The sequence below is a fragment of the Streptomyces fumanus genome (assembly GCF_014655295.1).
Lineage (GTDB): Bacteria > Actinomycetota > Actinomycetes > Streptomycetales > Streptomycetaceae > Streptomyces > Streptomyces fumanus.
On record NZ_BNBI01000015.1, the window covers coordinates 144,512 to 158,177 of the forward strand.

Consider the following 13,666-nt stretch of genomic DNA (forward strand, 5'->3'; position numbering starts at 1 on the left):
GCGCGATGCAGTTCGGCCGCACCTACGAGGAGTTCGAGGTCGGGGCGGTGTACAAGCACTGGCCCGGCAAGACGGTCACCGAGTACGACGACCACCTCTTCTGCCTGCTGACCATGAACCACCACCCGCTCCACCTGGACGCCCACTACGCCGAGCGCACCACCGACTTCGGCAAGAACGTGGTGGTCGGCAACTACGTCTACAGCCTGCTGCTCGGCATGTCCGTGCCGGACGTCTCGGGCAAGGCGATCGCCAACCTGGAGATCGAGTCGCTCCGACACGTGGCGCCGACCTTCCACGGCGACACGATCTACGGCGAGACGACCGTGCTGGACAAGTGGCCGTCGAAGTCCAAGGGCGACCGCGGCATCGTGCACGTGGAGACCAAGGGCTACAAGCAGGACGGCACCCTGGTGTGCGTCTTCCGCCGCAAGGTGATGGTGCCCACCCAGACGTACACCGAGGAGCGCGGCGGCGAGCAGCCGGGCCGCCCGGAGCTGAAGGAACAGGGGAAATAGCGATGGCCCGCCTCGCCCAGACCGCCGGTCTGACCGACGTCCAGCAGGAGATCCTGGCCACCGTCCGCGACTTCGTGGACAAGGAGATCCTCCCGGTCGCCACCGAACTGGAGCACCGCGACGAGTACCCCCAGGCCATCGTGGACGGCCTGACGGAACTCGGCCTGTTCGGCCTGATGATCCCCGAGGAGTACGGCGGCCTGGGCGAGTCCCTGCTCACCTACGCGCTGTGCGTGGAGGAGATCGCCCGCGGCTGGATGTCGGTGTCCGGCATCATCAACACCCACTTCATCGTGGCGTACCTGCTCAAGCAGCACGGCACGGCGGAGCAGAAGGAGTACTTCCTGCCCCGGATGGCCGCCGGGGAGGTCCGGGGCGCGTTCTCCATGTCGGAGCCGGCGCTCGGCTCGGACGTCTCGGCGATCACCTCCAAGGCGGTCCGGGACGGCGACGAGTACGTGCTGACCGGCCAGAAGATGTGGCTCACCAACGGCGGTACGTCGTCCCTGGTGGCCGTTCTGGTGCGCAGTGACGAGGGTCACCCCGAGGGGACCGCCCCGCACCGGTCGATGACGACGTTCCTGGTGGAGAAGGAGCCCGGGTTCGGCGAGGTGCGCCCCGGTCTGACCATCCCCGGGAAGATCGACAAGATGGGCTACAAGGGCGTCGACACCACCGAGTTGATCATGGACGGACTGCGCATTCCGGCCGATCGGGTGCTCGGCGGGACCACCGGCCGAGGTTTTTACCAAATGATGGACGGCGTCGAGGTGGGACGGGTGAATGTCGCGGCGCGTGGCTGCGGCGTCGCTCAGCGTGCCTTCGAGCTGGGCGTCCGGTACGCCCAGCAGCGTCACACTTTCGGCAGGCCGATCGCCCAGCACCAGGCCGTCCAGTTCAAGCTGGCCGAGATGGCCACCAAGGTCGAGGCGGCGCATGCGATGATGGTGAACGCCGCACGCAAAAAGGACTCCGGTGAACGAAACGACCTGGAAGCGGGGATGGCCAAGTACCTCGCGTCCGAGTACTGCAAGGAGGTCGTGGAGGACGCCTTCCGCATCCACGGCGGCTACGGCTACTCCAAGGAGTACGAGATCGAGCGCCTCTACCGGGAGGCGCCGATGCTGCTGATCGGTGAAGGGACCGCCGAGATCCAGAAAATGATCATCGGACGCAGGCTGCTCGAAGAGTATCGATTCCAGGGCTGAATGTCCGGATACGGGGTGTTTTCTTGGAGAAGAAGATCACACCCCGTAGGGGCTCTTCGGCCGCCGACTCGGCTTCCTGGCTTACCCAGTTGCGGCCCCGAGCCGCTACGATCGCCGAAAAGCCGCCGTCCCCCGTCAGAGCGCGGCCTCATCCGCTACGAAGGTCATCCATGCCCCACAGCCAAACCTCTGCACCTCGCGACAGCCTGGCCGGCGTACGCCTCGCGCGCGGAGCATCGCCGTGGCTCCTCCCGACCGTCGCCACCGCGGCCGTCAGCCTGGTCCGCGCCCGCCGCTCGGGAGCCGCCAAGGCCGTCGCCGTCCCCGCCACCGCGCTGGCGGCGGGGATGCTGTGGTTCTTCCGCGACCCCGAGCGCGAGATCGCCCAGGGCCGGGTCGTCTCGCCCGCCGACGGCGTGGTGCAGAGCATCATGCCGTGGAAGGACGGCCGCACGCGCGTCGCCATCTTCATGAGCCCGCTCAACGTCCACGTGAACCGCGCGCCGCTGTCCGGCACGGTCACCTCCGTCGAGCACGTGCCCGGCGGTTTCGTTCCCGCCTTCAACAAGGAGAGCGAGAACAACGAGCGGGTCGTCTGGCACTTCGACACCGAACTCGGCGACATCGAGATGATCCAGATCGCCGGCGCGGTGGCCCGTCGCATCGTCCCGTACGTGCCGCGGGGCACCAAGGTCGAGCAGGGTGAGCGGATCGGTCTCATCCGCTTCGGCTCGCGCGTCGACCTCTACCTGCCGGAGGGCGTGGAGGTCGCGGTCGAGGTCGGTCAGAAGACCGTGGCAGGGGTGACTCGCATTGACCGTGATTGATCCGGACACCAAGGCGGGCTGGGTCCCGGAGGCCGACGAGGTCGACGAATTCGAGCAGGAGGAGATGCCGCTCTCGCTCCGCCTGTCGATAGCGGACACCCTGACCCTCGGCAACGCCACGTGCGGGTTCATGGCGGTGTACTTCACCACCACCGGCATCCTCATCCCGCACCTGCAGGGCAGCCAGGAGAGCGGCATGGCGCGGCACAGCGCCGCGACCGCCGTGATCCTGATGCTGTGCGCGGCCGTCTTCGACCTGTTCGACGGGCTCGTCGCGCGCAAGCTGCGGTCCTCGCCGATGGGCGCGGAGCTGGACAACCTCTCCGACCTGATCAGTTTCGGGCTGGCGCCGGCGTACTTCGTCCTGGTGTACGGCATGGTCGCTGACGACGCGCACCAGCGGCTGGCGGCGGTCGGGGCGATCGTGGTGCTGCTGGCGGTCGTGCTGCGGCTGGCCAGATTCTCCTGCGTGACGGTGAAGGACGGCACGTTCCAGGGGATGCCGTCGCCGTTCGGGGCACTGACGGTCGTGTCGATCGTGCTGCTTGAGCTGCCGTTCGTGGCGACGGTGCTGGCGATCGTCGGGACGGCCTGGCTGATGGTGAGCCGGGTGGAGTACCCCAAGCCGCGGGGGCGGCTCGCGGTGGCGATGCTGTCGTGGATCGTGCTGTCGATGGGGCTGCTGGCGGCGTGGGCGTTCGACGCGCCGAGCGGGCAGTTGCTGCTGCAGACGGGGTGTGCGCTGCAGTTGGTCATGGGGGCGGTGATTCCGCTGTTCGCCACGGCGCGCCGGGTGAACAACTTCCGTGACAACCGGCGGGAGGCGCGGGCGGCGCAGTTGCCGTGACGCCCCGCTGGGCGGGCCTCGGACCGGGTGCGGTTCGGGGCCCGCTTCTCTGTTTCCGGGCGCTGCCTGCCGGGGGCTCCGCCCCGGGCGCTGCGTGCCGGGGGCTCCGCCCCCGGACCCCCGGGCCTGTGCCCACCCACCACCCGACTCGGTCGGCCGGGAGGTACCGAAACGGCCTGTCTCCCCGACTCGGTTCGCCGAGAGCTACCCGGGCGGTGCCCATTCGGCCTACCGAGTCGGGTGGGTGGGTGGGAAAGCGAGGGGCCGGGGGCGGAGCCCCCGGGGCCTCAGTTCAGGAAGTCGCGGGCGATGCGCTCGGCCACGCGCTCCAGGATCGGGCCCGCCTCCGCGATGCACACCGCCACGTCCGGCTCGACGTCCGTCAGCGGGTAGGCGCGGCGGATGCCGGCCCGCCCCAGCTCCTGGGCCGGCAGCGCCAGCCGCCCGCACACCGCGACGACCTCCTTGCCCGCCGCCCGCGCCGCCGCCGCGACCCCCGCGGGAGCCTTGCCGTGCAGGGTCTGCTCGTCCAGCGACCCCTCCCCGGTGATGACCAGCCCGGCCCGCTCCACCGCCGGCCCGAAGCCCAGCACGTCGAGCATCACCTCGATCCCCGGCCGGAACCGCGCCCCCAGCAGCAGCGCCCCGTACCCGATGCCGCCCGCGGCCCCCGCGCCCGGCGCGGCGGCGTACTCGGCGGCCCGTGCGCCCACCGCGCCCTCCAAGACCTTCACGAAGCGGCCGAGCGCCGCGTCGAGCGCGGCCACGTCGTCCGGCGAGGCCCCCTTCTGCGGGCCGTAGACCGCGGGCGCGCCCTTCGGCCCGGTCAGCGGGTTGTCGACGTCACTGGCGAGGACGAGTTCCACGCCGGCCAGCCGGGGGTCGAGCCCGGACAGGTCCGCCGAGGCCAGCGCGGCGAGCCCGCCGCCGCCCGGCGGCACCGGCTCCCCCTCCGCGTCCAGGAACCGCGCGCCCAGCGCCGACAGCATGCCCGCGCCGCCGTCGGTGGTGGCGCTGCCCCCGACCCCGAACACGATGGTCCGGGCCCCGGCGTCCAGCGCGGCCCGCAGCAGCTCACCGGAGCCGTACGTGGACGCCGTCAGCGGCGCCAGCACCCCGGCCGGAAGCCGCTGCAACCCGCTGGCCTCGGCCATCTCCACCACCGCCGTGCCGTCGCGCAGCGCGAACGCCGCCGTCACCTCCGCGCCGAGCGGCCCGGCGACCCGTACCTCCCGGCGTTCGAACCCGGCCGCGACCGCCGCGGCCACCGTGCCGTCGCCGCCGTCGGCGACCGGCAGCGCCTCGACCGTCACGTCCGGCGCGACGCGGCGCAGCCCGGCGGTCACCCGCTCGGCGACCTCGACGGCCGTCAGCGAGCCCTTGAACTTGTCCGCGGCCACCAGTACCCGGCGGGCCCCGTCCACTGAAGCGTCAGCCACCTTGCTCTCCCCTTGCTCTCCGAGCCTTGCGCACGTCAAGGCAGTCGCGCCGCTGCGACCTTAACCGCAGCACGCCCCGGCCGTCATGCCCCCGCCCACCCGCCGGAACGGGACCGACGACCCGGAATGCGCGCGGTGCCCCTGGTTAGGCTTCCGGGATGAGCACCGCTGACTACGCCACGTACATCGCCGGCCTCCCCCGGGTGCTGGCCGCCGCTGCCGCCCTGTTCCGGGACGCCGAGGGCCGGATCCTGCTGGTCGAGCCGAACTACCGCGAGGGCTGGGCGCTGCCCGGCGGCACGGTGGAGTCCGACGCCGGGGAGACGCCCCGGCAGGGCGCGCGCCGGGAGACGGCCGAGGAGATCGGCCTGGACGTCACCCTGGGCCCGCTGCTCGCGGTCGACTGGGTGCCGGGCACGGACCGGCCGCCGCTGGTGGCGTACCTGTACGACGGCGGGGTCCTCACCGAGGACGACCTCAAGGCGATCCGGCTCCAGGAGGAGGAGCTGCTCTCCTGGCGGCTGGTCCCCCGCGAGGACCTCGCCGACCACCTCCGCGGTTCCCTGCACGCCCGCGTCCTGGCCGCCCTCGACGTCCTGACCGAGGGCACCGGGCCGGCCGAACTGGAGAACGGCCACCGCGTCGACCGCTGACGGCTCCGCGACGCCGCGGCCGGTTCATCATCGCGACGGTCCGGGCGCGACCCGTTGAACCGTCCGTGGCCCGCCTCCGTTGTGGACACCAACGCGAATTTCCCGCAACGCGAGAGGAACCCCCGTGTCGACACCACCCCAGAACCCGCCCCCACAGACCACCGGCCAGAGCCAGAACTCCCCCGCACCGGCACCCGCCGGGTCGAACCCGACGCCTGCTCCGATGGACCCGGAGGCTCAGAAGCAAGAACCGAGCAAGAAGAATACGAGCGATGATCTGACCAACATGGCCGTGGCAGGCGGCACCCTGATAACCGGCGTCGGCAAGTTTCTCACGCCCAAAGCTCCGACGGCAGGGCCCGCTGTAGCTGCCGCTGGCATGCTCATCGCATCGGCTGCCGAGGCAAAGCAGACTTATGATGCGACGCGGGCGCACGACCCTGCGAAGGCTGTCGGCTCGGCCGCGAAGTTTGCCGGCGCGGTGACCGCCGCCGCCAGTCAACCGCTGAATCCAGAACTGCAGCCCCAAGTGGAGGCGGGGGGCCTAGTGGTTGCCGCCGCAGGCGCATTGGGCCAATCCGCCGCAAATCACCTTTCGGGTTCCAACACGTCCCAAGGCGGCGCGCCCGCCCCGCAGGGCCAGAGCGGCGCCCCGTCCCAGCCAGCCCCCACCAGTCCGATTCCGCCCGGGACGCAGATGGCCCCCGCCGGCTCGCCGCCCCCCGGCACCACGGCGAGCAGTGCTCAGGCCAACAAGCCGCAGACGCCGCCGCCGACCGCGCAGACGCAGACGTCGCCGGGCAAGCGGGTGCGGTAACCAGTCGCACCAGATGACCCGCGCCCGCGCCCACCCGAGACGACCCGCCCCCGGCCCCGCGAAAGGGGCCGGGGGCTCGCGTGTCGCGGGCGCGGGTCAGAACAGGGCTGCCCCCCGTTCGAAGTCCAGGAGCCGGCGTTTGCGGTCCAGGCCGCCGCCGTAGCCGGTGAGGCCCCCGCTCGCGCCGATGACGCGGTGGCAGGGGACGACGATGCCGATGGGGTTGCGGCCGTTGGCGAGGCCGACGGCGCGGGAGGCGGCGGGGTTGCCGAGCTCGGCGGCGAGTTCGCCGTAGGTGCGGGTCTCGCCGTAGGGGATGGCGCGCAGCCGGTCCCAGACGGTGCGCTGGAAGGGGGTGCCGAGCAGCCGCAGTTCCAGGGTGAACTCCTTGAGGTCACCGGCGAAGTAGGCGGTGAGCTGGTCGATCGCCGCGCCGAACGGGCGGTCGTCGCGGGGGCCGAAGGTCTCCTCGGGCGGGCGGTGGCGCTGGTCGGTCATGTACAGGCCGCACAGGACGCCGTCGTCGGCGACCAGGGTGAGGGGGCCGTAGGGGCTGTCGGTGACGGTGTGCTGCTTCACGCGGTGTTCCTCACTGGGGCAGGAAGTTGATCGGGTGGCTGTCGGTCGCCCACAGGTACTGGACGGCGTACGCCCGCCAGGGCCGCCAGGCCGCCGCACGGGCGGTGAGCGCCGCCGAGGTGGAGGGCAGGCCGAGGTCCCGGGCGGCGCGGCGGACGCCGAGGTCGGTGGGGAGGAAGGCGTCGGGGTCGCCGAGGGCGCGCATGGCGATGACGTCGGCGGTCCAGGGGCCGAAGCCGGGCAGGGCGAGGAGGCGGGCCCGGGTGTCGGCCCGGTCGCTGTCGACGCCGAGGGGCAGCGAGCCGTCGGCCAGGTGGCGGACGAGGGTGGTGAACGTCGTCCGGCGGGTGCGCGGCATGGCCAGCGCCCCGGGGTCGGCCGCCGCGAGCGCCTCGGGGGTGGGGAAGAGGTGGGTGAGGCCGCCCTCGGGGTCGTCGACCGGGTCGCCGTGCGCGGTGACCAGGCGGGCGGCGTGGGTGCGGGCGGCGGCGGTGGAGACCTGCTGGCCGAGGACCGCGCGGACGGCGAACTCGGCCTCGTCGACGGTGCGCGGCACCCGCCGCCCGGGCGCCTTGTCGACCAGCGGCGCGAGCAGCGCATCGGCGCGGAGCTGGTCGTCGATGGCGGCCGGGTCGGCGTCCAGGTCGAGCAGGCGCCGGCAGCGGCTGATGGCGACGGTCAGGTCCCGGGGGTCGCTCAGGGAGAGCCGGCAGGCGATGTGGTCGGGGCGCGGGGCGAGGGCGACCGTGCCGTGGCCGTACGGCAGGCGCAGGGTGCGGCGGTAGGCGCCGTCCCGCCATTCCTCCACGCCGGGTACGGCGGTGGCGGCGAGGTGCCCGAAGAGGTTGTCGGGGTTGAGGGGGGCGCGGAACGGCAGGCGCAGGGAGAGGGTGCCGGGGGTGGTGCCGGGGCCGGTGCGGGGCGCGCGGGCGCGCAGGTCGGTCGGGGAGAGCGCGAAGACCTCGCGGACGGTGTCGTTGAAGGTACGTACGGAGGCGAACCCGGCGGCGAAGGCGATCTGGGCCATGGGCAGCGTGGTCGTCTCGATGAGCAGCCGGGCGGTCTGGGCGCGCTGCGCGCGGGCCAGCGCGAGCGGTCCGGCGCCGAGTTCGGCCAGGAGCTGGCGTTCTATCTGCCGGGTGCTGTAGCCGAGCCGGGCGGCCAGGCCGGGTACGCCGTCGCGGTCCACGACGCCGTCGGCGATCAGCCGCATCGCGCGGGCGGTGAGGTCGGCGCGGTGGTTCCACTCCGGGGAGCCGGGGCTGGTGTCCGGGCGGCACCGCTTGCAGGCCCGGAACCCGGCCTGCTGGCAGGCGGCGGCGCTCGGGTAGAAGGTCATGTTCTCCGCTTTGGGCGGCACCACCGGGCAGCTCGGCCGGCAGTAGATGCCGGTCGTGGTGACGGCCGTGAAGAACCAGCCGTCGAAGCGCGCGTCCTTGGACCGGACGGCGCGCACGCAGCGCTCGGTGTCGGTGTGCATCGCGTTCCGCATGGCTCCAGGATGGCCCCGCGGCCCCGCCGGGGCTGGCGAGAATGCGACATCCACCTCCCGCTCACCGGGGCCGGGGGCGGCTCGGGGGCGGTGCGTAAGATGGCGGCATGGGTCACGGAGCCGCCATCCCCGCGAAGGACACCGCCGAGCGGGTGCGTCTGGACGCGGGCAATGTCACCAAGGTCGCCACCACGCTCCAGGCCCTGTCCACGCCGTCCCGGCTGCTGATCCTGGCCCGGCTGCGAGAGGGGCCGCTGCCCGCCACCGAGCTGGCGGCGGAGGTCGGCATGGAGCAGTCGGCGTGCTCGCACCAGTTGCGGCTGCTGCGCAACCTGGGTCTGGTGGTGGGCGAGCGGCGCGGCCGGTCGGTGGTGTACGCGCTGCACGACGACCATGTGGCCGAGCTGCTCGACCAGGCGGTGTACCACGTGGAGCACCTGCGGCTGGGGCTCAGCGACCCGGCGGACTGAGCAGCTCCCGCATGGTCTCGGCGGCGCGCACGGCGGCGTCCCCGCAGCAGTTGTTGAACAGCACGTGCAGTTCCTCGGTGTGCCGGGCCGCCCGCCGCAGCTTGGGCACCCAGGCGGCCAGTTCGGTGACCGCGTAGTCGTGGCGGAACCGGTCCTCCTTGCTGCCCCTGCCCCAGGAGGCGCTGCGGCCGTGGAAGCGGACGACGGCGAGACCGGTCCGGGTCACCGGCAGCACCGGCGGCAGGGACCCGGTCAGGCCCTGGGCCATGTCGACGCCGACGGCGGTGACGCCGAGGCCGGTGAGCAGCGCCCGGGTGTCCTCGGCGCACGGCGGCGACCACCATCCGGGGTGCCGGAACTCCACGGCCAGCGGCCAGCCCGCGGTGCGTTCCGCGCACTCCTCCAGCTTCCGCTCGGCGTCGGGGCCCGGCGCGAACCAGGGCGGGAACTGGAACAGCACGCCGCCCAGCCTCCCCGCCTTCCGCAACGGCTCGACGGCCTCGGCGAACCGCCCCCACACCTCGTCCAGCAGCGCCCCTCCCGCCGGTCCGTCGCCGCGGGCGCGCAGATCGGCGGGCAGTGCCTCGCGGCGGGTGGGGTGGCCGGTGAGCAGCGAGAACGCCTTGATGTCGAAGCGGAAGCCCTCGGGGGTGCGCTCGACCCACAGTTCGCTGTTGCGGCGGCGGGGCAGCGCGTAGTACGCGGAGTCGACCTCGACGAGGGGCAGCCGGGAGGCGTAGTGCCGCAGCTTCCCCTCGGCGTCCCGCCGGCCGCGCGGGTACCAGCCGCTCGCGGCCAGTTCCCGGTCCGTCCATCCGCACGCTCCGACCAGTACGTCACCCATGGGAGCCCGGTTACCCCGGGCTCCCGGCCCCTTAATCCAGGGTGGTGGGGCGGCGCGCCGCCCCGGGCGCGTCCCGGACGTCGGTCAGCGGGCGCAGCCGGTAGGTGTAGGCGTAGTCCCGGTCGGCGAAGAGCTTGAACTCGTCGTGGGTGTGCGCGCCCCAACTGTTGTCGCCGCCGACGCCCATCTGACGGTGGTTCAGCCGCAGTACGACGGCGTCCCTGGGCGTGAGTTGGTAGTCGTGCCGCACGCCCGTGGACAGGTCCTCGGGGGTGAAGTGGGAGGCGTTGACCTCCAGCAGGGGTTCGCCGGTGGCGAGCAGGCCGGTGCCGCGGGCGTCGGTGAGGGCGACCCAGCGGACATCGGTCTTGTTGCCGTTCTCCTGGGGCCGGATGTAGGGCGTCCACTGCCCGGCGACGGTCCCGGAGTAGCGGCCGACGTCGGTGCCGGTGTGCCGGTCCCAGTGGTTCTCCTCGGGGCCCCGGCCGTACCAGTGCAGCCGGTCCAGGCGGCGCGGCAGGAACAGGATCGTGCCGACCTCGGGGATGTACGGCAGGTCCGGGGCGCCCGGGTGCAGCGTGTTGTCGACCTTGATCTCGCCGTTGCCGAACACGGTGAAGGTGGTGGTGTACGCCGACTCCACCGTGGTCGGCAGGGTGCCGGTCACCTCGATCCGGACGGCCCGTCCGCCGTACCCGGTGACCTCGACGCCGGTGACCGCGCGGCGGGCGCCGGCGTCGCGCCAGGTCTGGTTGCGGGTGTGCTGGCCGTTGCCGTGGTCGTTGTCGGTGGGCGCCCGCCAGAAGTTGGGCACCGGCCCGGAGGTGATCAGGCGGACGCCCTGGGCGACATACGAGGTGATGGTGCCGGTGCGCTTGCCGACGGTGAGCGTGAAGCCGCGGCCGTCGACGGTGATCTCGTCGCCGTCCTCGCGGTGGCGCAGGGACGGGACCCGGGCGAGGGGTACGGGGGTGACGGCGGGGACGCCGGCGTCGACCGGGAGCTGCTGCCGGGCGACCTCGAAGCCGGCCTTCGCCCAGGGGGTGTCCTCCTTGAGGGTGAAGGAGACCTGGAGGAAGTACTCGGTGCCGGGCGCCGGGCCGGCCGGGAGCCGTACGGGGACGGTGATGTCCTTGCGGGACAGCGGGGGCACGCTCACCTGGTCGCGGGTGAGCCGGCCGCGGCGCACGGTCTCGCCGTCGGCGACGAGTTCCCAGTGGCCGTCGAACTCGCGGAGGTCGGTGAACAGGTACTCGTTGACCAGGGTGACCGCGCCGGGCCCCCCGGACCGCCGCTCGACGCCGATCGCCTGGTAGACGCGTTTGACCTCGGCGGCCTTGCCGGTGTGGCCGCGGTCGGCGGTGACGATGCCGTCGGCGACGAAGGCGCCGTCGTTGGGGTTGTCGCCCCAGTCGCCGCCGTACGCGAAGAACGTCTTCTGCGCCGGGCGCTCGTGCTCCGTGCGCACGGTCGCCGCGTCGAACCAGAAGCGCACGCCGTCGTCGCCGGGGCCGCGGTCGCCGTCGGCGAGTTCGGCGGCGGTGAGGGCGCGGGCGTAGACGCGGGCGCGGCGGATGGTGCCGCTGAACTCGCGGGTCTGGTTGTCGGCGTCGGTGCCCAGGGCGAGCGGCGCGGTGGTGACGGCGGGGCGCCGGTCGGTGCCGCGGGTGGCCCGGCGTTCGCCGTCGACGTACAGGGTGAGGGTGCCGGCGTCGGCGTCGAAGACGCCCGCGAGGTGGTGTTCGCGGCCGGTCCAGTCCTCCGGCACGGTCCAGGTCGCGGTGATCCACTGGCCGCCGGAGTACAGGAAGAACTCCAGGGTGCGGCCGTTCTGCTTGAGGGCGTACTGGGTGTCGCCCTTGGCGATGATCGGCTGGTGGTAGCCGGTGTAGCGCGGGGTGACCCATGCCTCCAGGGTGAGCGAGCCGGTCAGGTCCAGGCGTTCGTCGCGGGCGAAGACGGCGGGGCCGGACAGGCCCTCGGCCCGGTCGAAGCGGCCCGCGGGGCTGAGGATCTCGCCGCGCAAGGAGGCGGGGCCGGTCTCGGTGAGCAGGGTGCGCCGGGGCACCGGCCAGGTCAGCGACTGGTCGACGAAGTCCCAGATCCAGCCGCCCTGGAGGACGTCGTAACGGCGGATCAGGTCCCAGTACTTGAAGAGGTTGCCGGTCGAGTTCCCCATCGAGTGGGCGTACTCGATCATCACGTACGGCCGGGTGTCGGCGGTGTCCTTGGCGCGCTGCTCGACGCGCTGGGGGGTGTCGTACATCTCGGAGCGGATGTCGCTGATGCCGGGGCGGTCGTCGCCCTCGTACTGGATGACGCGGGTGGAGTCGTAGGAGCGGATCCAGTCGTGCATGGCGGTGAAGGTGGAGCCGGTGCCGGCCTCGTTGCCGAGGGACCAGATGACCACGCTGGCGTGGTTCTTGTCGCGGTGCACCATGTTCTGGGCGCGGGCCACGCACGCCGCGGTCCACTCGGGGTGGCTGCCGGGGTAGTCGTCGCGGATGCCGTGGGTCTCCAGGTTGGTCTCGTCGACGAGGTACAGGCCGTACTCGTCGGCGAGTTCGTACCAGAGCGGCTGGTTGGGGTAGTGCGAGGTGCGGACGCTGTTCATGTTCATCCGCTTGATGATCCGGATGTCCTCGACCAGGTTCTCGCGGGTGAGCGCGGTGCCGTGGTCGGGGTGCATCTCGTGGCGGTTGGTGCCGCGCAGCGAGACGGGCTTGCCGTTGATCCGCATCAGGCCGTCGCGGAGCGCGAACTCCCGGAAGCCGACGCGGTGCGAGAGGGTCTCGATCACCTTCCCGGCGGGGTCGCGCAGCCGCAGGACGGCGGTGTAGAGGTGCGGGTGCTCGGCCGACCACAGCTTCGGCGCGGAGACGGCTCCCGCCAGGCGTACGGTGACGTCCTCGCCGGCGGCGACCGTGCCGGGGTCGGCGGTGGCCCGCAGCGGCCGGGACCAGACGGCGTGGCCGCGGCGGTCGTAGAGCTGGGTCTCCACGGTGTGGCGCCCGGTGCCGCCGTCGCCGTAGGCCCGTACGGCGGCGGTGACGGACAGTTCGGCGTCGGTGTAGGTGTCGTCGAGCAGGGTCTCGATCTTGAAGTCGCGCAGGTGCACGGCCGGGGTGGAGTACAGGTAGACCGAGCGGAAGATGCCGCTCAGCCGGATCATGTCCTGGTCCTCCAGCCAGTCGCCGTCGGAGTAGCGGTAGACCTCCACGGCGATCTGGTTGGTGCCGGGCCTGAGGAGGTCGGTGATGTCGTACTCGGAGGGGGTGTAGGAGTCCTCGTCGTATCCGGCCAACTGGCCGTTGATCCACACGTAGTGGGCGGACTTGACGCCCTCGAAGTGCAGGAAGGTGCGGCGGCCGGACCAGTCGCGGGGGACGGTGAAGGTGCGCCGGTACTGGCCGACCGGGTTGTGGCGGGTCGGCGCGGCGGGCGGCCGGGGGTCCTCGCCGAGGCCGTTGGGTCCCCAGTACGGGTAGGTGATGTTGAGGTAGATCGGCCGGTCGTAGCCGTGCGTCTGCCAGACGGAGGGCACGGGGATGCGGTCCCAGTCGCCGTCGTCGAGGTCGGGGCGGTGGAAGTCGGGGTCGCGGTCGTCGGGGCGGTCCGCGTAGGCGAACTTCCAGGTGCCGTCGAGGCTGAGCCGGTACGGGGAGCGGGTGCGGTCGGCGGCGAGGGCCTCGGGGAGGCCGGCGTACGGCATGAGCGTGGTGTGCGGCGGTTCGGTGCCGAGCCGGAAGACCCCGAAGTCGTTCCATTCCGGGGGCCCGTCGGGGGTGGCCGCGTGGGCCCGGCCGGGCGGTGCGGACAGGGCGAGCGCGCCGAGGACGGCGGCGCCGCCCTCCAGGAGCCGGCGGCGGCTGACCACCGGGCGGGGGCGGGCGGCGGGTGACACGGGGTGCGGCATGACCGTGGCCTTCCGTTGGAATGGGGGGCGGCTCAACGCACGGTGCGGGGACGGCA

12 protein-coding genes are annotated in these 13,666 nt (G+C 72.6%); 7 read left to right on the forward strand and 5 right to left on the reverse strand.

The genetic code is table 11. The annotated features are described in order from the left end of the window. Positions 1-5 precede the first annotated feature (5 nt). The 4 genes from IE316_RS29260 to pssA all read left to right on the forward strand — a co-directional run bounded on the left by IE316_RS29260 (position 6) and on the right by pssA (position 3,400). Entirely contained in the window at positions 6-518 is a 513-nt protein-coding gene (locus IE316_RS29260; RefSeq protein WP_190207571.1) for a MaoC family dehydratase, read from the forward strand. A 2-nt stretch (positions 519-520) separates the two neighbouring features. Further along, positions 521-1,726 carry an acyl-CoA dehydrogenase family protein gene (locus tag IE316_RS29265; protein WP_190207544.1) on the forward strand — a complete coding sequence of 402 codons (1,206 nt, stop codon included), beginning with the start codon at positions 521-523 and terminating at the stop codon, positions 1,724-1,726. 170 nt (positions 1,727-1,896) lie between these two features. After that, positions 1,897-2,553 (forward strand): phosphatidylserine decarboxylase, encoded by a 657-nt coding sequence (locus tag IE316_RS29270; protein ID WP_190207545.1) that lies wholly within the window; start codon positions 1,897-1,899, stop codon positions 2,551-2,553. Positions 2,554-2,617: 64 nt separating this feature from the next. Continuing rightward, entirely contained in the window at positions 2,618-3,400 is a 783-nt protein-coding gene (gene pssA, locus IE316_RS29275) for a CDP-diacylglycerol--serine O-phosphatidyltransferase (RefSeq protein ID WP_190207572.1), read from the forward strand. A gap of 287 nt (positions 3,401-3,687) precedes the next feature. Here the strand turns inward: pssA and IE316_RS29280 are convergent, their stop codons facing one another. Continuing rightward, positions 3,688-4,824, reverse strand: coding sequence for a glycerate kinase (locus IE316_RS29280; RefSeq protein WP_190207573.1), 1,137 nt, complete (start codon positions 4,822-4,824; stop codon positions 3,688-3,690). A gap of 173 nt (positions 4,825-4,997) precedes the next feature. Between IE316_RS29280 and IE316_RS29285 the strand changes: the two genes are divergently transcribed. Both IE316_RS29285 and IE316_RS29290 read left to right on the forward strand, forming a co-directional pair. Then, on the forward strand, positions 4,998-5,492 hold the full coding sequence (locus tag IE316_RS29285) for an NUDIX domain-containing protein (protein ID WP_190207546.1): 495 nt from the start codon (positions 4,998-5,000) through the stop codon (positions 5,490-5,492). Positions 5,493-5,715: 223 nt separating this feature from the next. Next, positions 5,716-6,309 carry a hypothetical protein gene (locus tag IE316_RS29290; RefSeq protein ID WP_190207547.1) on the forward strand — a complete coding sequence of 198 codons (594 nt, stop codon included), beginning with the start codon at positions 5,716-5,718 and terminating at the stop codon, positions 6,307-6,309. A 96-nt stretch (positions 6,310-6,405) separates the two neighbouring features. On the opposite strand, the gene IE316_RS29295 is transcribed toward IE316_RS29290, so the two are convergent. Beyond that, positions 6,406-6,888: a methylated-DNA--[protein]-cysteine S-methyltransferase gene (locus IE316_RS29295; RefSeq protein WP_190207548.1), complete on the reverse strand. Its 483-nt coding sequence runs from the start codon at positions 6,886-6,888 to the stop codon at positions 6,406-6,408. 10 nt (positions 6,889-6,898) lie between these two features. Continuing rightward, positions 6,899-8,368 (reverse strand): AlkA N-terminal domain-containing protein, encoded by a 1,470-nt coding sequence (locus tag IE316_RS29300; RefSeq protein ID WP_190207574.1) that lies wholly within the window; start codon positions 8,366-8,368, stop codon positions 6,899-6,901. A gap of 119 nt (positions 8,369-8,487) precedes the next feature. Between IE316_RS29300 and IE316_RS29305 the strand changes: the two genes are divergently transcribed. Beyond that, entirely contained in the window at positions 8,488-8,850 is a 363-nt protein-coding gene (locus IE316_RS29305) for an ArsR/SmtB family transcription factor (RefSeq protein WP_190207549.1), read from the forward strand. On the opposite strand, the gene IE316_RS29310 is transcribed toward IE316_RS29305, so the two are convergent. Further along, complete coding sequence (locus IE316_RS29310) at positions 8,831-9,694, reverse strand: DUF72 domain-containing protein (protein WP_190207550.1); 864 nt, start codon at positions 9,692-9,694, stop codon at positions 8,831-8,833. The two genes, IE316_RS29305 and IE316_RS29310, sit on opposite strands and share 20 nt — an antisense overlap. A 31-nt stretch (positions 9,695-9,725) precedes the next feature. Then, positions 9,726-13,610 (reverse strand): glycoside hydrolase family 2 TIM barrel-domain containing protein, encoded by a 3,885-nt coding sequence (locus IE316_RS29315; RefSeq protein ID WP_190207551.1) that lies wholly within the window; start codon positions 13,608-13,610, stop codon positions 9,726-9,728. Between the last annotated feature and the right edge of the window lie 56 nt (positions 13,611-13,666).